The following is a 21940-nucleotide window of genomic DNA, read 5'->3' on the forward strand; positions in this document are numbered from 1 at the left end:
GCGCGGGACAAACGGCGGGGCGACGCGGACTACAAAGTCCGCGCTACATCAACCGGCAAGGTGGCCAGTATTTGCCCCACCTCAATGCCATAAGCGCAGCGAAAGTGCCCCAGCGGACAGACGGCGTGCCCGTGCAGCCCGCACGGCCGGCAGGCCAGCTCTTCCTTGGTTTCCACAATGAAAGAAACTGGGCTCAGCGGCCCGAACCCAAACGCCGGTACCGTGCTGCAAAACACCGCCGTGACCGGCGCGCCTACGGCCGAGCACAGGTGCATCGGGGCCGAGTCGTTCACGTAGTTCATCACCGCCCCGCGCATGAGCGCGGCTGAGGCCAGCAAGCCGATTTTGCCGGCAATGCTGGTCACGTTGTCGCGGCCGCTGGCGGCCGCCAGGCGTTCGCAGGCGGCAACGTCAGGCGGGCCGCCCAGCAGGTACACCCGCACATTTTGGGGCAGGGCGGCCAGCAACTCCAGCCACTTGGCTTCCGGATATTGCTTGGTGAACCAGACCGATGTCGGGGCCAGGCAGATATAAGGGCCGGCCGTGGCGTAAGGCGCTACCGCTGCTTCATCCACGGCCGAGGGGTAGAGCCGGGGCGGCACCAGCGGCGTGGGGACCGCGTCGGTGAGCAAGCGCAGGTTGCGCGTCACCTCATGCGTACCGTCACCAATGGCGTGAGGTACGCGGCGAGTGAAAAACCGACTCAATGGGTTTTTGGCGAAGCCGATGCGCTCCCGGGCTTTGGAAAATGCCGTGAGAAAGCCCGTGCTGGCAAAGCGCTGCAACGTGACCACCCGGCCGTATTGCGCGGCCCGAATCTGGCCCAACAAGTCCCACAACGCAGCGTATTTGCGGTGTTTTTTATCCCAAATCAGCACTTTGCGCACGTGCGGGTGGCCGGCCAGCAGGCCCTCGTTGCCGCGCCGCACCAGCACGTCGACGGGCGTGGCGGGCTCGGTCTGGTGCAGGTATTCCAGGAGCGCCGTCATCAGAATAACGTCGCCGATGAAGGCGGTTTGGATGAGCAGCGTGGCGGGCGGGGCAGGAGTCGTGGGCACGGCACGAAATTACGGCGTTGCGGGTACGCTTTCTTTGGTTCCGGCTGCCGCCTTGGCTCAAGGCCAGGCAAAAAGCAAAGGACATGCGGCACCGGCCAGCGCAATCTACGCCTGGCCAATACCACATGTCCTTACCAGTTCTGCAACGAAATTCCAGCCGGTGCAGCTACGTCAGCTGCGTGGGCCGGTTCACTACTTCTTCCAACGAAATCAGGGTTTCGGTGCGCTCAATGCCGTCAATCGGCTGAATGCGGTCGTGGAGTACGTCGCGCAAATGCTGGGTGTCGCGGCATACCAGACGGGCAAAAACCCCATACGCGCCGGTGGTGAAGTGAATGCTCACCACCTCCGGTATTTCCCGCAGCTGCTGCACCACGCTGGTATAGACCGAGCTTTTCAGCAGGTAAATACCGAGGAAGGCGCTCACGCCGTAGCCCAGTTTCTGGTAATCGATGCGTAGGGTAGCGCCCTGCACGATTCCCAGCTCTTCGAGGCGGGCCATTCGCACGTGTACGGTGCCGCCCGAAACGTTGACTTTGCGGGCGATTTCGGTGTACGGCATTTTCGCATCCTGAATCAAAAGATTGAGAATGTTGCGGTCGGTGTCATCAAGTTCGTAATTTCTGGCCATTTTTTGCAGAAAGGAGTTGGAGAGTGTATCGAATTAAACGCTAAAAATTAAATTTATTGCAAAGTTCTCGTTAAATGAAAGAATTATTTGCATCATCTAACCAAGCAACTTACATTTGTCATAATCCTAGGCAGAAGGCCACGGTGCTACGTAAGAACCTATCAGCGTTTGAAGCAAGACCGATAACTCGGCAATGTTACACGCTAAGTTCTTCACAAAAGGAAACTTCCTTTTGTTACGGCCGCGGTTGGATACGGAGGAGAAGAGGGGAAAACGAGGCCGCGCATCTGGGTGGGTGCGCTCCTCACACTTGTAAGAGGCGGCCTCTGGGTGGGGGCCGCCTCTTCGTGCTTTAAATCGTTTGTGGGCTGTCTCTGCTACCGCCACGGGATTAATCAACTGGTTTTCAGCGGGCCGCCACCGGGCCGCGCTGATTGCGAAACTGCTTCGAGCCAGCTTGCAAAAAGGTGCTGAATTGCGCCACGTCGGGCTCATAGGCAATAGGCGCTACCAGGGGCTTGCTGGTTGCATCATCGGGGTCAAGAATTACATAATAAGGCTGGGCATTGATGCCGTAGCGCGTTATCTGCAGGTCGGCATTCTGCTTGCCGAGGGTGGTTTTCAGCTGGTTATCGTGGGTGGAGGTGTACCACTCGTTCTGAGGCAGTTCGGTTTTATCGTCTACGTACAGGGCCACCACCACGTAATCGTTGCGGAGTTGGGTGAGCACCTGCGGGTCGCTCCACACCGTGGCTTCCATCTTGCGGCAGTTCACGCAGGCGTGGCCGGTGAAATCAACAAAAATGGGTTTGTGCTGGAGTCGGGCCACGCGCTTGGCCTGCTCCAGGTCGAAGTAGCCGTTGAGGTTGTGGGGCAGTTCCAGGAAATCGCCGAAGCGGGGGACTTCCGAGGCGGCAGTGGCGCTGGTGGCTACGGCGGGCGCGGGGCCGCCTTCAGCCGTGGCCAGCGAGAAATCGTGCTTGCTCTGGGGCGGCAGATAGCCGGCCAGCAGCGGCAGCGGTGCGCCAAACAGGCCCGGCACCAGGTACACGGTGAAGGCGAAGGCCAGCACGGCCATCAGCAGGCGGCCCACGCTGAGGTGGTCGAGGGGCGAGTCGTGCGAGAGGCGGAACTTGCCCAACAGGTAGAAGCCCAGCAGCGCGGAGAGCACAATCCAGAGCACGATGTACACGTCGCGGTTGAGCAGGTGCCAGTGGTAGGCCAGGTCAGCGGTGCTGAGGAATTTCAGGGCCAGCATCAACTCAATAAAGCCGAGCACGACTTTCACCGTGTTCAGCCAGCCGCCGGAGCGGGGCAGGCTTTTCAGCCACGAGGGGAAGATGGCAAACAGCGTGAACGGCAGCGCAAACGCCAGCGAGAAGCCCAGCATGCCCACAATGGGCGTAATCCGCTCACCGCGCGCGGCCATGCTCAGGATGCTGCCCACGATGGGCGCGGTGCACGAAAACGACACCACTACCAGCGTGAGGGCCATGAAGAAGATACCAGCCCAGCCGCCTTTATCGGCCTGCGCATCCACCGTATTTACAATCTGGTGGGGCAGCGTGATTTCAAACAAGCCCAGAAACGACAGGCCGAATACCACGAAAACCACGAAGAAAATCAGGTTTGGAATCCAGTGCGTGGCAATGAGGTTAGGGCCGTCTTCGCCCAGCAGCACCGATACGAGCACGCCCATCAGCACATAAATACCGATGATGCTGGCCCCGTAAACAAGAGCCTTGAAGATGCCACGCTGGCGACTGTCGTTGCCGCTGGTGAAGAGCGAAACCGTCATTGGCACCATCGGGAACACGCAGGGCGTGACCAGCGCGGCCAAGCCGAAGGTGAAGGCCAGCAGCGCGAAAGCCCACAGGCCGCCGGCTTTATTCACGGGGTCGGCGTTGAGCGCGACATCAGCCACGGCCGGCGCGGGGGCTGCTTTGGTTTCGGGAACGGCGCTGGCGGCTGGGGCAGCGGGCTGTGCAGGTGCGGGGGTAGCAGCTATTTGGGCGGCAACTGTGTCGCGGGCCAAGGCGGGCGTGGCAGGCTGCGCGGCAACTGAGGCGGCGGCAGGCGCAGTGGCTACTTCCGTTTTAGCAGGAGTAGCGGCGGGCGGCACGGCCCCGGTGGTTTTGGCGGGAGCAGCCGCCCCAGTCACATTCAGCGGGCCGAATTTCAGGGTTTCGTTGCCGGGCACGCACTTGCCGTCCACGCTGGTGCAGCTCTGGTAGTCGGCATCGGCCGAGATGGTGAGCGGGCCGGGCTGGAGGACTTTGATGCGCTGACGCATCTGGCCGGTTTTTTCCCAGAAGGCCACTTCGCCCTTGAAAACCTCGTCCTGCTCGTGGTGCGATTTGATGGCCTGGAGCTTGCCCACCACTTCATAGGCCGGGCTGGGCTTGAACTTGAGCGTGAACACCACCGGGCCGACTTCATCGCTGAAATCGGAGGCGTAGAGGTGCCACTTGTCGTCGATGCGGGCGTTGATGATGAGTTCGACCTCGTCGCCCACTTTGGCAGTGGGCTTGCTCAGGGTGGTGCTCAGGTGGGTGGGCGTGAGAATCTGGGCGGTGGCCGGCCCCATCAGGCCCAGCCAGAGCAGCACCGCAGTCAGTATCCGAAAATTCTTCATTGGTAATTGAATGACGCGTTATCGTTGGCCACGCCTGGCTCCCTGTTAACCGGAAAAGGCGCGCTCTCGTTGCAATTGCCCCGGTTGGGGGCCACGGGTAGTCGCCTCAACCGGCTAGGGCTTACACCCGCTTCGGGGCCCAAAATTAGGTCGTGCTACATGACAAACGGGTGAGTTAAAAGTTCAGCACGCCAACCACCTGCGTCAAACTGCGTACTTTTGGCCTACAAAGGCCCCCAGACCGACCGCGTCGCGGGGGCCGCCGACATGGGTTTACAAATACTATTTACCGTTTTACTCGTCTTAGTAAACGGATTTTTCGTGGCTGCCGAATTCTCGCTGATTCGCGTGCGCCTCTCGCAACTGGAGATTAAAGCCAAGGAGGGCAGCCGGCTGGCCGGCCAGGCCCTGGGCGTGCTCCACAAGCTCTACGACTACCTTTCGGCCACGCAATTGGGCGTCACCATTGCTTCCCTGCTATTGGGTGCGGTGGGCGAAGAGCTGTTCACGGAAATATTTTTGGGCTTCCTGCCGCGGCTGGGCTTGCCCATTTCGGCCCTCACAGCGCACAGCCTGGCCGTGGCGATGGGGCTGATTGTCCTCACGTTCATGCACGTATTGTTCGGCGAGCTTTTCCCGAAGGCGCTGGCCATTCAGCGGCCCGAAGCGGTGAGCCTGGCCTTGGTGCTACCCCTGCGCGGCTTCTATTTCCTCACCCGGCCCCTCACCTGGTTTCTCTCCAAAGCCAGCAACCTGATGCTGGGCGCGGTAGGCATCCAGAATGTGCACGGCACGGAGGCCCACACCTCCGACGAATTGCGCCTGCTGCTTGACCAGAGTAAGGAAAGCGGCGAAATTCAGGACTCGGAGCACGAGCTGATTGAGAACGTGTTTCAGTTCAACGACCGCATGGTGAAGCAGATTATGGTGCCCCGCACCAAGCTCTCGGCCTTGGACGTGAACGCGCCCGCCGAGCAGCTGCTCGACACCATTTTCAGCGAAGGCTTTTCGCGCATGCCGGTGTACGAGGGCAACATTGACAACATCGTGGGCGTGCTCAACGTGAAGGACCTGCTGCCCATCATCCGGCGCGGCGAGGCCGTGGAACTGGCCCGCATCATGCGCCCGCCCTACTTCGTGCCCGAAACCAAGAAAATCAACCGCCTGCTGCGCCAGTTCCAGCGCAAGCACATCGTGATGGCCATCGTGAGCGATGAGTTCGGCGGCGTGTCGGGCATCGTCACCATCGAGGACATCATGGAAGAGCTGGTGGGCGAAATCCAGGACGAGTACGACAACGAGGTGCCCGTGGTGGAAAAAGTGGCCGACGACGAATACCGCGTGAACCCTGCCACGCCCATCTCCGACGCCAACGAATTCCTCCCCTACCCCCTGCCCGAGGGCGAAGACTACGAAACCGTGGGCGGTCTGCTCAACGTCATCTACGGCAGCATCCCGGAAGTGGGCGACGTGGCCGTGCTCGACCCCTACGAGTTCCGCGTGTTGCAACGCTCGCGCCGCGCCGTGGAGCTGGTGCAGCTCCGCATCACCACCCCCGCCGAGCGCGAAGCCCCACGAGGCGAACTCAGCGACGAAGTGTAATTCTGATTTTCAACCGAAAGTAAAAAGCCCGTCTGATGAATCAGACGGGCTTTTTGCTTTCGGTTGAAAATAGTTTATTGCTGTAACCAACTGGCATAAGTCTGGTAATTGGCTGCGGTGCGCTTCAACCCTTCGCGCTGGGCTTCTGTCACGAGCTTGATTTTTTTGGCGGGTACGCCGGCATAGAGAAAGCCGGGCTCGCACACGAAGTTCTCCAGCACCACAGCCCCGGCCGCGATGATGCAACCTGTGCCCACCACGGCGTGGTCCATCACGATGGCCCCCATGCCGATGAGCACGTCGTCCTCCACAGTGCAGCCGTGCACCAGCGCCCGGTGCCCGATGCTGACGCGGCTGCCAATGTTGAGCGGGGCCTTCTGGTAGGTGCAGTGCAGCACGGCCCCGTCCTGGATATTGGTTTCGTCGCCGATGCGGATGCTGTGCACGTCGCCGCGAATGACGGCCGTGAACCAGACGGTGCATTTAGCACCCAGCACCACATCGCCGATGATGGTGGCGTTGTCTGCAACATAGCAGTCGGCGGGAATGGTGGGCGTGATGCCGTGAACGGGGAGGATGAGGGCGGGCATGGGAATGGACTATTTGCTAAAATAAGGAACGGTCATGCTGAGCGAAGTCGAAGCATCTCTACCGCAATAGTAAATCCTTTTGATTGGATTACTTCCTCGGTAGAGATGCTTCGACTTCGCTCAGCATGACGTTCTTTTATACTGTTCTACGCCACCCCAATCAGCCGCTTCCACGTCCCTTTTTCCCAGTTATACTTGAGCGTACTCGGCAGTGCCTGCCAGAAGTATTTACTGGTTTCCACTGCGAAGCTGGGCTGCATGTAGCAGTTGATGGTGCAGCCCTCGCAGGCGGGCAGGCGGCCTTCGAGGGCGGCCAGGCGCTGGGTTTCGGGGGCGTTGTAGAGGTCGAATAATTTGCCTTCGATGGGAAATTTCTGTTCGCCGAGGTGGTAGCAGGGCAGCACCAGTTCGTTGCTGGGCGAGATGACCAGCGTGGTGCTGGCGGCCCGGCACACGGGCGCGGCTACGTGGTTGCCGCCATCGCGCCGCAGCTCGATAAAGGCTTCGTTCAGGTACACGCCCTTGCGCTTGCCGAAAGCGGAGAGGTAGTCCAGCTCCTCGGGGGTGAGCTGCTCGCCGGTTTCCACGTCGCCGTACTCGAAGGCGGGGTTGAGGATGAGCACGAGGCCGTTGGGCTGGGTGATGTCGCGGTACACGGCCTCCAAATCCGCCAGGTTTTTGCGGAAGACGGTGAAGAGGATGTCAGGCCGCTCACCCAGCTCTTTGGCTACACGAATGCTTTCGAGCACGAAATCGTAGCAGGCTACGCCCCGACCTAGGTCGTGGGTGTCACGGTCGGCCGAGTCGAGGGAGAAGTGGAGCATATCCACTTTGCCGCGCAGCTTTTCCGCGTTTTTGGGGTATAGCAGGCCGTTAGTCGTCACTGTTGTGATGAAGCCCAGTTCCCGTGCCAGCCCCAGAAACTCGGGCAGTTGCCGGTGCAGCAGCGGCTCGCCGCCCGTGAAATCAATGACGGACACGCCCAGCCGCTTGAGGTCGCGCAGGTTGCGGTCCACGTCCTCAAGGGTGATGTAGGGCGAGGGCTTCTCCCAGATGTCGCAAAACGCACACTTCGCATTGCATCGGTACGTGACGTAGTAATTGCAGAGAACGGGGTGCTTGACGAGGCGCATGGCGTAAAGGTACAGTCCCCTGAACGTCATGCTGAGCGCAGCCGAAGCATCTCTACCGCGCAAGTATTCATTTACTATTGCGGTAGAGATGCTTCGGCTGCGCTCAGCATGACGTTCAGATAGTTGTTGTTAATGCGGCAGCTTGCCCCAGGCGGCCGGGTCCCATTGTGTGGGCGTAGCGGCCAGTGCCTCCGCCGTGGCTTCCCCAAAATGCTCCTGATAATAATTGCAGAAGCCCTTCAGTGGGCACCGCGCACAGTTGGGCCGCAGGAAAAAGCAAATCTGCTGCCCGTGCCAGTAGTTATGCTTGTGGAAGTTGAACAGCGTCTCGGCATCGGCCGGCAGCAGGGCCAGCAGCACGCTATGCGCCTTCTCTACTGATACTTTCGGCCCCAGAAACCCCACTCGCTGCGCCACCCGATGCACGTGCGTATCAACGGGCAGCACCGGCTTGTGATAATTAAAAAGCAGCACCAACGAAGCCGTTTTCAGCCCGATACCGGGCATATCGGTGAGCCAGGCCATGCCCTTTTCGGTGGGCCAGTCGGCCAGAAAATCCAAGTCGAACGGCCCGCCCGTTTCGGCCCGGATGCGCCGCAGGATTTCCTGGATGCGCGGGGCCTGGGTATCGGGCCAGCGCGTGGTGCGGATGGCATGGGCCAGTTCCGGCGTGGGCGCAGCCTCTACGCCGGCCCAGTCGCCGAAGGCTTCCAGCATGCGGTCATAGGCCAGTTCTTCGTCGGCGTGGGTGGTACGGTGCGAGAGGACGGTGGAAATGAGCTCGCGCATAGGCGTGCGGCGCGGCTCGGGCGGCAGGTGGCCGTAGAAATGGTCGAGAATCTGGTGGTCGGCCCAGGCTTTTTCGGCGGCGGGCGAGGCGTAGGTAGCGTCGGGAGAAGGCATGGCGCGTTGTACCGTTTAGCTCCGGGCAAAGTTGCCCGACCGCCAGCGTTTAGACTCCGCTCTGTTTTAACGGCATAAAAAAAGGCGACCAAGCTGGTCGCCTTTTTAGTTGAATACCGGCTGCTCTTACACAGCCGGCTTTGTCTTACAGCTGGCCTTTCTTGGCGGCCTTCTGCATCTTCTCGTTGGCGAAGATGGCCACTTCTACGCGGCGGTTAGCAGCTTTGCCAGCAGCGGTGCTGTTGTCGCCCACGGGCTGAGTCGAGCCGTAGCCTTTGGCTGTGATGCGGGCTGCATCTACGCCCTGGCCCTGGATTTCATTCGACACCGCCTGAGCACGACGCTCCGAGAGGGGCTGGTTGATGGCATCCGAACCCGAGCTGTCGGTGTGGCCTTCGATTACGACGTTGGTGTCGGCGTATTTTTTCAGCGTGGTGGCCAGCTGGTCGATGTTGCCGGCAGCTTCCGGGGTCAGGCTCGACGAGTTGGTGCCGAACAGGATGCCCGAAGCGAAGGTGATTTTGATGCCTTCACCCACGCGCTCTACGGTAGCGCCTTCCAGGTCGCGGCGCAGCTCAGCGGCAGCCTTGTCCATTTTGCGGCCGATGAGGGCACCAGCGGTACCACCCACCACGGCGCCAATGATAGCACCTTTGGCCGTGCCCGACTTACCACCAATCAAACGACCAGCTACGCCACCGGCCACCGCGCCACCCAGGCCGCCAATGATGCCGCCTTTGAGGGTTTTGCTCATGCCTTTCGGCTTATCCGTCGAAACGGTGGTGGTCTGGGCTTGCGCGAAGTTGTTTACCAGCAGCAGGGCGAACAGAAACGCAAGAGAGGAACGAAGAAATTTCATGTTTGAAAAAGGGTTTGGATAAAAAACGCCGGCCAGAAAGCACAGCTCGTGAATTGGCCGGCAAGTACGCCATTTGCAACCACCTTGCCAAACTATCAGGGGCCGGCAGGTCTTTTGGCACGCCCAACCTTGTGGCTGGCTCGTTCAGCCACAAAAAAAGGCCCCGCCGGGTGGCAGGGCCTTTTTTAACACGTCAGCGCAATTGCGCGGTGCGTCGGAATTACTTCTTGTTGTGATAGGCGTTGTAGCGGGCCGGGTCTTTCTTCTTGTCCTTGTTGCGGCCAATCAGGCCGCCGCCGATTACGCCGGCAGCACCGCCAATCAGAGCGCCTTTGCCGCCACCCAGCACCGCGCCCGTCACGGCACCCGCGCCGCCGCCAATGGCAGCGCCTTTGGCCTTATTGCTCCAGCCCTTCTTGGGGGTTTGGGCCTGAACACTGGTGCCAGCTAATACGAAGAACATCAAAAACAAAGCGAATACTACGCGCAGGGATTTCATGATTCAGGAAGTTAAAGTTAATGGGAGGTATTACGGGATTTCAACGCACACCAAACGGGTAGGGTTTCTAAAATTCCCAAAACCTTCCGTCGCTCCGCGAACCAAAAGGCCCAAAAAAAGACCGTCCCCAGCGGAGACGGCCTTCTTACTAATTGCGGCAGCTAGTGCCGGACTTTTCCTGATTACAGACGGCCTTGCTCGGCAGCCTTTTTCATTTTCTCGTTGGCGTAGATAGCCACTTCTACGCGACGGTTGGCCTGCTTGCCTTCGGGCGTGGTGTTATCACCTACGGGCTGGGTCGAACCGTAGCCCTGGGTGGTGATTCGGCTCGAGGCCACGCCTTTGGCGATGGTCGAGTTAGCCACCGACTGGGCCCGGCGCTCCGAGAGTGGCTGGTTGATGGCATCCGAACCCGAGTTGTCGGTGTGGCCTTCAATCAGCACGTTGGTGTCAGGGTATTTCTGGAGCACGGCAGCCATTTTGCTGATGTCGGCTTCCGAAGCCGGACGCAGCGTAGCCGAGTTGGTGTCGAAGAGAATGCCCGAGTCGAAGGTGATTTTGATGCCTTCGCCCACGCGCTCTACGCGGGCACCTTTCATGTCGGTTTGCAGCTCGGCAGCGGCTTTGTCCATCTTACGGCCGATGATGGCACCCGTGGTACCACCAGCGGCAGCACCCACGATAGCGCCGATGGCCGTGCCTTTGCCGCCGCCCAACAGGCCGCCTACCACACCGCCCAATACGGCACCGCCGCCAGCACCCAGCAGGCCGCCTTTAGCGGTTTTGCTCATGCCGGTTTTGCGGGCTCCGGTACCGTTGTTAGTCGAAAGGTCGGGCTGCGAGGAGCTGGCTTGCTGCGAAGTGGCGCAAGAGCTGAACAGCAGCACGAAAGCCATCAGAACAGAAAGAAGGGATTTGGAGGTGTTCATGTGAAAATGAGGGATTGGTGAAGTTGTTTTCGGCCCTTATACGGAAAAACCCGTCCCAAGGCTGGAAACGGGTTTTTCAAGAAGTGTGCCGAAAACGGAAAAGGCCTTTCCTCTATTGCTGAGGAGCCTTCGTAACAGCGCGACGGGGCGCAGGGGCGCTGGCGGCCGCAGCCGGCGCGGGCTGCAACATGCCCAGCAAATCGGCCAGGCGCTGCTTTAGCTCGCGGCGGTCCACGATGAAATCGAGGAAGCCGTGCTCCAGCACGAATTCGGCACTCTGGAAGCCCTTGGGCAGGTCCTTACCAATGGTTTCTTTGATAACGCGCGGGCCGGCAAAGCCGATGAGCGCGCCGGGCTCGGCAATGTTAAAGTCGCCAAGCATTGCGAATGAAGCGGTGACGCCGCCCGTGGTCGGGTCGGTGAGCAGGCTCACGTAGGGCACGCCGGCTTCGGAGAGCAGGGCCAGCTTGGCTGAGGTTTTGGCCATTTGCATGAGCGAGTAGCCGGCCTCCATCATGCGGGCACCGCCGGAGCGCGAAATCATCAGAAACGGGGTGCGGTTCTGGCGGGCGAAGTCGATGGCGCGGGCAATTTTCTCACCCACCACCGAGCCCATCGAGCCGCCAATGAACTTGAAATCCATGGCCGCTACCACCAGCGGCTGGCCGGCGCTCAGGCCGTGGGCGGTGCGCACGGCATCTTTCAGGCCGGTGTTGCGCTCGGTGGCCGCCACGCGCTTGGGGTACTCTTTAGTATCGACGAAATGCAGCGGGTCGCCGGAGGTGAGATTGGCGTCGAGCTCCGTGAATTCGCCTTGGTCGAAGAGGAATTCGAAGTAGTCGATGGCGTCGATGCGGTCGTGATGGTTGCAGTTGCCGCACACGTACAGCAGGCGCTTGTGCTCGGCCATGGTGGCCACCGTTTTACATTCCGGACACTTGTACCAGAGGCCGTCGGGAGTCTCTTTTTTCTGGTCGGTGGGGGTCACAATGCCCTTTTCTACGCGCTTGAACCAGGCCATTTTTTAGTTGCTAGGAGCTGGGGCCGGGGCCCGACAGCTGATATTTTTTTTGAAGAAGAGTCGCAAGCTTCGGGCTTGCAAAGACTAATTACAGGGCGTCAAAGATAAGCCATAACTAACGCCTCATTTTGCAAAGAAAGCTACCGAAGCCCACGCCGGGCATCGGGCCCGGGCTAAGCTAGGGTGATGCGGCCGTCGAGGTATACGTCTTGAATGGCGTTGAGGAGTGCCACGCCCTCGGCAAAAGGCCGCTGGAAGGCCTTGCGGCCCGATATCAGCCCCTGCCCGCCGGCGCGCTTGTTGATAATGGCGGTGCGAATAGCCTCTTCGCGGTCGGTCGCACCGTGGCTTTCGCCGCCCGAGTTGATGAGGCCAATGCGGCCGGCGTAGCAGTTCAGCACCTGGTAGCGCGTCAGGTCGATGGGGTGGTCGGTGCTGAGCGAGTCGTACATGGCGGGGAAGGTTTTGCCGAATTTCAGGGTAGAAAAGCCGCCATTGTTTTCGGGCAGCTTCTGCTTGATGATGTCGGCTCCCATGGTCACGCCCAGGTGGTTGGCCTGGCCGGTAAGGTCGGCGGCGACGTGGAAGTCTTTCTCCGTCGTTTTGAAGGCATTATTGCGCGTGTAGCACCAGAGCACGGTGGCCAGGCCCAGCGCATGCGCTTCCTCGAAGGCGGCGGTCACTTCCGTAATCTGGCGGTTGCTTTCGGCCGAGCCGAAATAGACGGTGGCCCCCACGGCGGTAGCGCCCATCTCCCAAGCCTGCCGCACCGAGCCGAACATAATCTGGTCAAACTTATTGGGATAAGTCAGCAGCTCGTTGTGGTTGATTTTGACCAGGAACGGGATTTTGTGGGCGTACTTCCGGGCCACCGTGCCGAAGGTACCAAAGGTGGTGGCCACGGCATTGCAGCCGCCTTCCACGGCCAGGCGCAGAATATTTTCGGGGTCGAAATACATCGGGTTGGGTCCGAAGGCCGAGCCGGCGGTGTGCTCGATGCCCTGGTCGACGGGCAGGATGCTGACGTAGCCGGTGCCACCCAGGCGGCCGTGCCCGTAAATGGCCCCGAGGCTGCGCAGCACCTGCGCCGAGCGGCTGCCGGGCACAAAGCAGCGGTCCAGAAAATCGGGGCCGGGCGCGTGCAGCAGGTCCTTTTTCACCAAGCATTGGTGGGTGAGCAGGGCTTCGTTTTCGGGGCTTAAGGAGATGGAATCAGCCATGAGCAAGCGCGGATGCAGGCCGGGCCGGGCAGGCACGTACCAGGGTGGGAAGCAAGCAAATATAGACCGGAAATACAGGTCAGAAGCGGTTTCGGAAGGATTGAGCGCGGGTTAAGCGCTACCTTGCTTCGCCAACGCGGCCGGGCAGTCCGGCGGCGAAAGGCCCGGGACTTCGCCCCCCTCTCCTCCGTGAAAACCTTCTCCCCCGCCCTGTTGGGCCTTTGCCTGCTGGCCGCCCCCGTTCTGAATAGCTGTGTGACGGCCAAGAAATACGACGACCTCAGCGCCCGCCAAAAGGCCGATGCCGAAGGCAAATCCGCCGCCGAGCGCCAGTATCGCGGGGCCACCGCCGAGCTGCAAAAGGCCAGCGACGAGCTGGCCCAACTGCGCCTCACCCAAAAGCGCCTCATGACCGACTCGGCTGAAACCGGCAACGCCTACCGCAAAACCCGCAGCCTCTACAACGAACTGAACAGCAGCTATGACAAGCTTCTCAAGAATAGCGACCGGGAGCTGGCCAACAAATCCTCCGACTACAACAAAGTAGCCAAAGACCTGGCCCGCCGCGAAGCCGAGCTCGGCGACCTGGAAACCACCCTTCAAAAAAGCAAAGCCAACAACGACCGCCTCGCCGCCGACCTGCAGGCCCGCGAAACCCGCCTCACCGAGCTCACCAAAGCCCTGGCCGACAAGGACAAAGCCGTGGATGACCTGAAAGCTCGCGTGAGCAAGGCCCTGCTCAGCTTCAACAGCAGCGACCTGCAGGTGAAGCTGAAGGACGGCAAGGTTTACGTGTCACTGTCGGAGCAATTGCTGTTCAAATCGGGCTCCACGAAAGTGGACCCCAAGGGCCAGGAGGCGCTGAAAAAGCTCGCCACCGTGCTCCAGGAGCAGAAAGACGTGAACGTGGTGGTGGAAGGCCACACCGACAACGTGCCCATCCTGCGCGGCACGGCCGGCATGACCGACAACTGGGACCTGAGCGCCCTGCGCGCCACCGAAATCGCGCGTCTGCTCACCACAGCGGGCGTTTCGCCGGAGCGCGTCACGGCCTCGGGCCGCAGCCAGTACGTGCCCGTGGCCGCCAACGACTCGCCAGCTAATAAGGCCATGAACCGCCGCACCGAGATTATTCTCACGCCCAAACTCAACGACCTGTTTCAGATTCTGGACAGCAACTCCAGCACGCCGGCGGCAGCACCGGCGGGCAAATGAAAAAGCCTCAGCCAAATAACACATTTTCAATTGGTTTAGAATACCTTCGCAGGGCCTCCGGAAACGCCGGAGGCCCTGTTTGGTAACTACCCTTTTCCAATTTGAGCATGCGTCCATCTTTCCTTTCCCGCAGCCTCGCCATTCTCGTCTGTTTGCTGGGCACCTTCTCGGTTGCGCATGCTTCCCACATTCTGGGAGCGGAACTGACCTACGAATACGCGGGCACCACCGCCAATCCCAACCAATACCACGTCACGGCCCGGCTTTTTGAGGACCTGAATTCGCCGGTAACGGACATACAAATAGAGTTGACCTGTGGCAAAAACGGGTGCGCGGCTACGCTACCCGGCAGCTTCACTACTTGGCTGGTACGCACGGGAGTTGTAGTGCCACCCCGGGCCTGCGCCAACTCCGAGTACCCCTTCCAAATCACCACGTTAGAAGGCCTGGTTCAGTTGGCACCCGCCCGCTGGACGCTGAGCATCAATTGCTCGAACCGGTCAGACGGGGTGGCCAACGTGGCCCAGTCGATACAGATGAGCACATACGTGCAGGCGCTGCTGGATAACACCACGGGCCTGACCAATTTTTCGCCCCGCTTCACCACCGCCCAGCTCCTGCACCTCACCAGCACGCAGCCGCAGCACTACAGCCTGAGTGCCTTCGATAGCGAAGGCGACTCGCTGGTCTACCGTCTGGTGCAGCCGCTGGCCAACCCGACTACGGCGGTACCCTGCGGCCAACCCACAGTTGGGGCCATTGCGCCTCACTTTCAGCTGAATGCCACCACGGGCGAGCTCCTGACGGTGGCGGGCCCCACGCAACAGGGATACTACGCCCTGGCGGCGCGGGTCGATGAGTACCGGCGGGTGGGCGGGGCGTGGCAGCAAATCGGCAGCATCACGCGCGACATGACGTACCTGGTGACGGTTGGAACAAACCAAGTGCCGGCGTTTACCCGCGTGGCCCTTGCCAGCAACCCAACCGGCCAGCTGCTGGGCCAAACTATTCGCGTCAATCCCGGCCAAACCCTGGTTCTCAACCTTACGGCCGCCGACCCCGATGCCGGGCAAACGGTGACGTTGGGCAGCAACGCGCCGGGCATCGTTCCCGGCACTACATTCCAAGACCTGGGCAATGGCCAGGGCCAGTTGACCTGGCAAGTGCCGGCCACGCTGCCGCTGGGCCATTACGTGCTGCCCGTTACGGCCAATGATAATGCGTGCCCGGCCCCGAGTTTCGGCACTGTGACTGTGCCCGTGTTGGTTACGCAGCAGGTGCTGGCCACCCGTTCTCGGCAAGCGTTGGCGCAACCACCCTTCCCAGTGCCGTTTCAGGACGAAGTGCGGTTTCAATTGACGGGGCAGGGTCGACAAACTGTGCTTATTACGGATGAAATGGGCCGGGCAGTGGTGCAACTCACTACCGCTGCGGACGGCAGCGTGGTGTGGCACCCAGCTACCAGCGTGGCCGCCGGCCTCTACATCGCCCGCAACCAGAGCGGCACCCAGGTAGCCCGCCTGTCCTACAGCGGCCGGTAACGCCAGCTCCGGCCCTATTTATCCAGCATAAAAAAGGCTGCTCCGGAGTTGGGGCGGCCTTTTTTAATGATTCGGGCAACTGCTACGGCAGCGTCACATTCACGCGGCCGAAGTAGAACGCGCCCTGGAAGCCAAACTGGTTGGCGGGATACACGAAGCGGCCTCGGTTGGTGTTGTCGAGGGTGGAGTTGTAGCTCAAGTTGGGGTCGACGGAGAAATTGAATTCGTTGTTGCGGGGGTTCTGGAAAAACTTGTCGGGGTAGACGTTGAACAGGTTGTTTACGCCCACGATGACGCCGATTTGCTTGGTTATTTGGGCGCTCAGGGTCAGGTCGGTCACCCATTTGGCGGCGAAGGTCTGGTCGATGAACGAGCGGGCGGGGTCGGCGTCTTTGTACTGTACCTCGCCGAAGCGCACGGCCCGGGCTTCGATGCTGAAAATGCCGTAGCCGTAGTTGGCCGAGAGGTTGATTTTGGAGCGCGGGTTGCCCGATTCGAGACGGCCACGCTGCTGGCGGTCAAACAGCGTGTTTTGCAGGCTGGCAGTGCCGGTGGTCGGGTCGTTGTTGATGGTGGTGGACGTGCTATTGAAGGCGCGCACGGTGGTTTCGTTGAAGTTCGCGGCGGCGGTCAGGCCCAGCCGGCTTTTTTCGCCCAGCGTAATGCGCTCATTGGCCACAATGTCGATGCCCCGGGTGCGGGTATCCACGGCATTGGCGAAAAACTGCACCCGGCTCACATCGCGCGTGCCCAGAATAGTGTTCACCGTGGGGTTGGTGCGGGTGAATTGCGACGAAAGCACAATGCGGTTGTCGATGTCAATCTGGTAGGCATCCACCGTCAGGGTGATGGTGCGGGCCACGCGGGCGGTGAGGCCCAGGCTGTAGTTGCGGGAGTTTTCCTTAGTGAGGCCCCCCAGGCCGAAGCCCGGCTGTGCGTCCGATGCCTGGTTGCGCACGATGGGATTGTCGTTGTTCACGGTGAGCACCTGGTTGGGCAGGCCGTTCACAAACTGGGTGCTGGTGTTGGTGAAATACCGCTGCTGCAACGACGGTGCCCGGAAGCCATTGCCAATGGAGCCGCGCAACGCCAGCCCCTCCAGAATGCTGAACCGGGCGGCGGCCTGGCCGCTCACGCTGCTGCCGAAATCGGAGTAGTTCTCGACCCGCCCTGCCAGGTGCACCAGCAGCTTTTCGGTGATGTCGCTCTCCAAATCGACGTAGCCCGCCACGTTGGTGCGGCTCTTGTTCACCTCATCCTGCGCCTGATAGCCGGGAAAAACCTGCGAACCCGAGGCCGTGGGCGTGGTCCCAATCAGCCGGCCGCCGTTGACATAGGACGCGTATTCGCCCTTGCCAATCAGGAATTTATCGTAGCGAAACTCGCCGCCAAACGCCAGGTTGACAGTAGGCAGGAAACCTACGTCTGTGAATTTGCGCGACACGCCCAAGTTGGTGGTGTTTTGCAGGAAAGCTAGCCGGCCGGCGTAGAAATCGGTGGGGTTCACAATGCCAGGCCCCTGCGGTAGCGAGGCATTCACGCTGTTACTGATGTCGTAGCGCAACTCGTTGCGGCCAAAGGTATTGCTCAGGTCCACCGCGAATTCACTGAAGACTTTACGCAGACCCACAATGGCCGACTGGTCATAAATAGTGGTGTTGATAAGCGGCAAAAAGCCGTTTGGGAATAGCGTCAGGTCGCTTTGGGTGGCCTGGTTGGGCAGACGGTTGAAGCCCGCCGACGTGCCCGTGCGGTACGTAGCCCCGCCCGAGAGGTACACCTCGTAGCCGCGCCCCAGGCGGTAGGCCCCGTTGAGAAAACCGCCGTAGTTGCGCGTGGCAGCGTTGCCAATGCGCAGGTCGTTGCGGTTGAAGCCGCGCTGGGCCACCAGCGCATCGTCCTGAGCCTTGAGGTCGCGGCGGGCTTGCTCGGTGGTGGCGCTGGCGGGGTAGTTGCCGCCATTATTGCCGAGGTAAATGAGCGGGGCCGTGTCGGCAAAGCCGCGGTTGTAGGCGTTGTGCTTCTGAAACTGGCCGCTCAAATCGAGGTAGCCGCGCTTGTTCAGGCCGATGCCCACGTTGAAATCGGCCTGAATTACGCCGCCGTCGTTTTCCTTGGTCTGGCCCACGGTGCTGCTGGCCGTCACGCCCGTGGAGTCGTCTTTGAGCTGAATGTTGATAACCCCGGCAATGGCATCGGAGCCGTAGAGGGCAGCCGCGCCGTCGCGCAGCACCTCAATGCGCTTGATGCTGGCGGTGGGAATCACGTTCAAATCGGTGCCCACCGAGCCGCGCCCGATGGTGCCGTTGATGTTGACCAGCGAGGAATTGTGGCGGCGCTTGCCGTTCACAAGCACCAGCACCTGGTCGGGGCCGAGGCCACGCAGGCTGGCGGGGTCGATGTGGTCGGTGCCATCGGAAATGGTTTGGCGCGACGACTGGAACGAGGGCGCGACGTAGGACAGCACCTGGGCCACATCGGTCTGGGCGAAGGCCTTGATTTCACGGGCCGAAATCACATCCACCGGGGCCGTAGTGAGGATGTTGGAGCGGCCCTCGCTGGCTCGTGACCCCGTTACCACCACCTCGTTCAAATCCTGGGCAGTGGCCACCAGGCGCACATCCAGCGTGGTGCGGCCATTGAGCGGAATCTGCTGCGTGGCGTAGCCAATGGCCTGCACCGTAATGGTGGCACCGGGGTCAACAGAGAGCGTAAAATCGCCGTTGGAGCCCGTGCTGGTGCCGTTGCTGGTGCCGCGTTCCAGTATCGTGGCACCGGGCAGGGCCTCGCCCTGCGCCCCCAAGACCCGGCCCGTCACGGTCGATTTTTGCGCCTGGGCCGCCGCCCCCGTAAGCATTATCAGCAAGATGAGAAGTAGCAGATTTTTCATACAGCGAAGCTTTTTGGTGAAAACAGGATAGGATGGTTGCAATCAGCCCCGCTCATTCGCTTCGGCAGCCTTTGATTAGGTTTGGGGACCCAAAGGGCAGAAATGCAGGAACATGCTGAAAACTACAATAAAAATATTATATTTTATATATTTTTATTACCACCAATAGCCAGCCAATTGTTCCGCGCCCACTCGTCTCAACGCCTCGGTGCCTTCTGCCACCAGCAAAAAAGCCAGCCCCAAGTACGGAGCTGGCTTTTTCAGCAATAAATGCGGCGGAATTACAGCGTGAAATTCACGCGGCCGAAGTAGAATGCGCCGTTGAAGCCAAACTGGTTGGAGCCGTAGGGGAAACGGCCCCGGTTGGTGGCATCCAGAGTTGTGTAGGTCAGGCTCTGCTCGTTGTTGTTGGGGTCCTGGTAGAGGCGGTCGGGGTACACGTTGAACAGGTTGTTCACGCCCACGCTCAGGCCGATATTCTTGATAACCTGCGCGCTGATGGTCAAATCCGTTACCCATTTGGCGGCGAAGGTCTGGTCGATGAACGAGCGGGTGGGGTCGGCGTCCTTGGTCTGCACTTCGCCGAAGCGCACGGTGCGCAGGTTCAGGCCGAAGATTTTGTAGCCGTAGTCGGCGCTCAGGTTGATTTTGCTGCGGGGCTGGCCGTTCTCGAGGCGCGCGCGCTGGGCGCGGTCGAACAGCGTGTTTTGCAAGCTGGGGTTGTTGTCGATGGTGGCGGAGCTATTGAAGCTGCGCACGGTGGTTTCGTTGAAGTTGGCGGCGGCCGTCAGGGTCAGGCGGCTATCCGGGCCGAGGGTGAGGCGCTCATTGGCCACGATGTCGATGCCTTGGGTGCGGGTGTTCACGGCGTTGGCGAAGAACTGCACGCCCTGTACCGGGTTCTGGCCGGGACGCGGGTTGGCAGTGAGGATGGCGGCCACGACCGCGTTGCTGCGGCTGAACTGCGAGCTGAGCACGATGCGGTCGCGGATGTCAATCTGGTAGGCATCCACGGTCAGCGTGATGGTTTTGAAGAGGCGCGCCGTGAGGCCGAGGCTGTAGTTGGTCGACTTTTCCTGCTTCAGCGAGCCAATGCCGAATGCTTTGGTAATGGCGTCGTCGTTGTTGGTGGTCAGCACTTCGCGCAGCTCGCCGCTGGTGAACTGGGTGCTGGAGTTGGTGAAGTAGCGCTGCTGGAGCGAGGGTGCCCGGAAACCGTTGCTGAGCGCCCCGCGCAGGGCCAGGCCGTCGAGAATGCTGTAGCGGGCGGCCACTTTGCCGCTCACGTTCGAGCCGAAATCGGAGTAGCGCTCGGCACGGCCGGCTACGTCCACCAGGAGCTTATCGGTCAGGTCGCTTTCCAAATCGAGGTAGCCCGACACGTTGTTGCGACTCTGGTTCAGGGCATCAGAAGGCCGATAGCCGGCGAAACCCTGCGAGCCAGCGGCGGCCGGCGTAGTACCCACTAAGCGCGGCCCGAGGATGTAGGAACCTTCATCGCCGGCCGAAATCTGGAAGTTATCGACCCGAAACTCGCCGCCGAACGCTAGGTTCAGCGTGGCCAGCGGGCCCACTTCAATGAACTTGCGGGTGAAGCCCAGGTTGGTGGTATTCTGCTGGAAAGCCAGCTCGCCGGCGTAGAAGCTGGTGGGGCTGGTGCCGACCGGTAGCGAGGCGTTCAGCGTATTGGTGATGTTGTATTTGAGCGCGTTGCGGCCGTAGGTGTTACTCAAATCAGCGGCGAAGCCGAAGACTTTGCCGCGCAGGCCCACAATGGCCGAGCCGTCGTTCACGGTGCTGTTGATGAAGGGCAGGAAGCCGTTCGGGTAGATGCTGGCATCGGTTTGGGTGACCTGCGTGGGCAGCCGGTACAGCGCGCCCGACGAGCCCGTGCGGCGCGTGAGGCCGCCCGAGAAATAGGCTTCGAGGCCAATGCTGGGGGCCAGCGTGTAGGCCGCGTTCACGAAGCTGCCGTAGGTGCGCGTATCGGCGCTGCCCACCCGAATGTCGCGGCGGTTGAAGCCATTTTGGGTTACCAGGGCATTGTCACGGGCTTTCAGGTCGATTTTCTGTTGGTCGGTGAGGCCGGCGGGATAGTTGCCGCTGGTGGTGCCGAGGTAGATAAGCGGGGCCGTGTCGAGCCCGCTACGGTCGACGTAGCTGCGGTTCGAGAACTGGCCGCTCACGTCCACAAAACCCCGGTGACCGAGGCCGAAACCCAGGTTGGCATCGGCCTGGAACAGCTGGCCGTCGCTCTTGGCGGTCTGGCCGGCGGTGCTGCTCACGCTGATGCCGGTGGTGTCGTCCTTCAGCTGAATGTTGATAACGCCGGCAATGGCATCGGAGCCGTACTGGGCGGCCGCACCGTCGCGCAGCACTTCAATCCGCTTAATCGCGGCGGGCGGAATCACGTTCATATCGGTGCCCACCGAGCCGCGCCCGGGCGTGCCGTTGATGTTGACGAGGGCCGAAGTGTGGCGGCGCTTGCCGTTCACAAGCACCAGCACCTGGTCGGGGCCGAGGCCGCGCAGGGTGGCGGGGTCCACGAAATCGGTGCCGTCGGTCACGGTCTGGCGCGTGCTCTGGAACGAGGGCGCGATGTAGGTCAGAATCTGGGTGACGTCGGTTTGGGCGTAGGCCTTGATTTCGCGGGCCGAAATCACGTCCACCGGCGAGGTGGTGAGAATATTGGAGCGGCCCTCAGTGGCGCGCGAGCCGGTTACTACCACTTCGTTCAGCTCGGTCTGGTTGGCGGCGAGGCGGATTTCGAGTGTCGTGCGGCCATTCAGCGGGATTTGCTGGGTGAGCGAGCCCACTGCGGAAAAGACCAGCGTGGCCGTGCCGGGCACATTATTGAGCGAAAAACGGCCGTCGCCGTCGGTACTGGTGCCGTTGCTGGTACCTTGCTCCAGCACGGTCACGCCGGGCTGGCTTTGGCCGGTGGCATCCAGTACGCGGCCGGTCACGGTGATATTCTGAGCCCAGGCGGCAGCGGTGGTCAGCCACAAAAGCAGCGCCACCAGCCCGATTCGGGTAGTTGTGGGGTGTATCATAAGAAAATGGGGAAGTAAAACGGGTTTCCGGCGGCCGCCGCAGCGGGTTTTGGGCCGGATAAACCCAGGAAAAAGAAAAGCCACGGCGGCCGTTGGCCAGGGCCGCCTGCGTGGCAACTCCGGCACCAACAGGCGACCATTAAAACCAACAAATTATATAT

Annotated in this window: 16 protein-coding genes; 3 read left to right on the forward strand and 13 right to left on the reverse strand. The window is 60.8% G+C overall.

Annotated features, from left to right (window positions below):
- Positions 1–29 precede the first annotated feature (29 nt).
- From ACYU70_RS12550 to ACYU70_RS12560, 3 genes are all read right to left on the reverse strand, one after another.
- Complete coding sequence (locus tag ACYU70_RS12550) at positions 30–1058, reverse strand: glycosyltransferase family 9 protein (protein WP_342300385.1); 1029 nt, start codon at positions 1056–1058, stop codon at positions 30–32.
- 166 nt (positions 1059–1224) lie between these two features.
- On the reverse strand, positions 1225–1689 hold the full coding sequence (locus ACYU70_RS12555; RefSeq protein ID WP_168671949.1) for an Lrp/AsnC ligand binding domain-containing protein: 465 nt from the start codon (positions 1687–1689) through the stop codon (positions 1225–1227).
- Positions 1690–2095: 406 nt separating this feature from the next.
- Positions 2096–4324 carry a protein-disulfide reductase DsbD family protein gene (locus ACYU70_RS12560; protein ID WP_342300383.1) on the reverse strand — a complete coding sequence of 743 codons (2229 nt, stop codon included), beginning with the start codon at positions 4322–4324 and terminating at the stop codon, positions 2096–2098.
- A gap of 267 nt (positions 4325–4591) precedes the next feature.
- On the opposite strand from ACYU70_RS12560, the gene ACYU70_RS12565 reads away from it, so the two are divergent.
- Positions 4592–5926, forward strand: a complete 1335-nt coding sequence (locus tag ACYU70_RS12565; RefSeq protein ID WP_342300391.1) for a hemolysin family protein — start codon at positions 4592–4594, stop codon at positions 5924–5926.
- A 74-nt stretch (positions 5927–6000) separates the two neighbouring features.
- On the opposite strand, the gene ACYU70_RS12570 is transcribed toward ACYU70_RS12565, so the two are convergent.
- The 8 genes from ACYU70_RS12570 to ACYU70_RS12605 form a co-directional block, all read right to left on the reverse strand.
- Positions 6001–6516, reverse strand: a complete 516-nt coding sequence (locus ACYU70_RS12570; protein ID WP_342300381.1) for a gamma carbonic anhydrase family protein — start codon at positions 6514–6516, stop codon at positions 6001–6003.
- Positions 6517–6662: 146 nt separating this feature from the next.
- A complete protein-coding gene (locus ACYU70_RS12575; protein ID WP_342300379.1) occupies positions 6663–7649 on the reverse strand; it encodes a radical SAM protein in 987 nt (328 codons plus the stop codon).
- 129 nt (positions 7650–7778) lie between these two features.
- Positions 7779–8552: an endonuclease III domain-containing protein gene (locus ACYU70_RS12580; RefSeq protein ID WP_342300377.1), complete on the reverse strand. Its 774-nt coding sequence runs from the start codon at positions 8550–8552 to the stop codon at positions 7779–7781.
- A gap of 145 nt (positions 8553–8697) precedes the next feature.
- Positions 8698–9411, reverse strand: coding sequence for an OmpA family protein (locus ACYU70_RS12585; RefSeq protein WP_342300376.1), 714 nt, complete (start codon positions 9409–9411; stop codon positions 8698–8700).
- 220 nt (positions 9412–9631) lie between these two features.
- Positions 9632–9910, reverse strand: coding sequence for a YMGG-like glycine zipper-containing protein (locus tag ACYU70_RS12590; protein ID WP_342300374.1), 279 nt, complete (start codon positions 9908–9910; stop codon positions 9632–9634).
- A gap of 182 nt (positions 9911–10092) precedes the next feature.
- On the reverse strand, positions 10093–10839 hold the full coding sequence (locus tag ACYU70_RS12595; protein ID WP_342300372.1) for an OmpA family protein: 747 nt from the start codon (positions 10837–10839) through the stop codon (positions 10093–10095).
- A gap of 112 nt (positions 10840–10951) precedes the next feature.
- The gene (gene accD, locus ACYU70_RS12600; protein ID WP_342300371.1) at positions 10952–11860 is read right to left on the reverse strand and encodes an acetyl-CoA carboxylase, carboxyltransferase subunit beta; all 909 of its coding nucleotides are present in this window, start codon (positions 11858–11860) and stop codon (positions 10952–10954) included.
- Between the two features lie 173 nt (positions 11861–12033).
- A complete protein-coding gene (locus tag ACYU70_RS12605; protein ID WP_342300369.1) occupies positions 12034–13080 on the reverse strand; it encodes a class I fructose-bisphosphate aldolase in 1047 nt (348 codons plus the stop codon).
- Between the two features lie 189 nt (positions 13081–13269).
- On the opposite strand from ACYU70_RS12605, the gene ACYU70_RS12610 reads away from it, so the two are divergent.
- Both ACYU70_RS12610 and ACYU70_RS12615 read left to right on the forward strand, forming a co-directional pair.
- The gene (locus ACYU70_RS12610) at positions 13270–14295 is read left to right on the forward strand and encodes an OmpA family protein (protein WP_342300368.1); all 1026 of its coding nucleotides are present in this window, start codon (positions 13270–13272) and stop codon (positions 14293–14295) included.
- 107 nt (positions 14296–14402) lie between these two features.
- Positions 14403–15836, forward strand: coding sequence for a hypothetical protein (locus ACYU70_RS12615; RefSeq protein ID WP_342300367.1), 1434 nt, complete (start codon positions 14403–14405; stop codon positions 15834–15836).
- 82 nt (positions 15837–15918) lie between these two features.
- Here ACYU70_RS12615 and ACYU70_RS12620 read toward each other — a convergent pair whose 3' ends face one another.
- Positions 15919–18726, reverse strand: a complete 2808-nt coding sequence (locus tag ACYU70_RS12620) for a TonB-dependent receptor (RefSeq protein WP_342300365.1) — start codon at positions 18724–18726, stop codon at positions 15919–15921.
- Positions 18727–19007: 281 nt separating this feature from the next.
- Positions 19008–21779, reverse strand: coding sequence for a TonB-dependent receptor (locus ACYU70_RS12625; RefSeq protein ID WP_342300363.1), 2772 nt, complete (start codon positions 21777–21779; stop codon positions 19008–19010).
- Between the last annotated feature and the right edge of the window lie 161 nt (positions 21780–21940).

The organism is Hymenobacter segetis (genome assembly GCF_054776495.1).

Excerpts from the sequence above, each read along its gene's own strand:
- ACYU70_RS12555 (WP_168671949.1), bottom strand. The coding sequence starts at position 1,689 with ATGGCCAGAAATTACGAACTTGATGACACCGACCGCAACATTCTCAAT.
- ACYU70_RS12560 (WP_342300383.1), bottom strand. The coding sequence starts at position 4,324 with ATGAAGAATTTTCGGATACTGACTGCGGTGCTGCTCTGGCTGGGCCTG.
- ACYU70_RS12565 (WP_342300391.1), top strand. The coding sequence starts at position 4,592 with ATGGGTTTACAAATACTATTTACCGTTTTACTCGTCTTAGTAAACGGA.
- ACYU70_RS12570 (WP_342300381.1), bottom strand. The coding sequence starts at position 6,516 with ATGCCCGCCCTCATCCTCCCCGTTCACGGCATCACGCCCACCATTCCC.
- ACYU70_RS12575 (WP_342300379.1), bottom strand. The coding sequence starts at position 7,649 with ATGCGCCTCGTCAAGCACCCCGTTCTCTGCAATTACTACGTCACGTAC.
- ACYU70_RS12580 (WP_342300377.1), bottom strand. The coding sequence starts at position 8,552 with ATGCCTTCTCCCGACGCTACCTACGCCTCGCCCGCCGCCGAAAAAGCC.
- ACYU70_RS12585 (WP_342300376.1), bottom strand. The coding sequence starts at position 9,411 with ATGAAATTTCTTCGTTCCTCTCTTGCGTTTCTGTTCGCCCTGCTGCTG.
- ACYU70_RS12590 (WP_342300374.1), bottom strand. The coding sequence starts at position 9,910 with ATGAAATCCCTGCGCGTAGTATTCGCTTTGTTTTTGATGTTCTTCGTA.
- ACYU70_RS12595 (WP_342300372.1), bottom strand. The coding sequence starts at position 10,839 with ATGAACACCTCCAAATCCCTTCTTTCTGTTCTGATGGCTTTCGTGCTG.
- accD (WP_342300371.1), bottom strand. The coding sequence starts at position 11,860 with ATGGCCTGGTTCAAGCGCGTAGAAAAGGGCATTGTGACCCCCACCGAC.
- ACYU70_RS12605 (WP_342300369.1), bottom strand. The coding sequence starts at position 13,080 with ATGGCTGATTCCATCTCCTTAAGCCCCGAAAACGAAGCCCTGCTCACC.
- ACYU70_RS12615 (WP_342300367.1), top strand. The coding sequence starts at position 14,403 with ATGCGTCCATCTTTCCTTTCCCGCAGCCTCGCCATTCTCGTCTGTTTG.
- ACYU70_RS12620 (WP_342300365.1), bottom strand. The coding sequence starts at position 18,726 with ATGAAAAATCTGCTACTTCTCATCTTGCTGATAATGCTTACGGGGGCG.
- ACYU70_RS12625 (WP_342300363.1), bottom strand. The coding sequence starts at position 21,779 with ATGATACACCCCACAACTACCCGAATCGGGCTGGTGGCGCTGCTTTTG.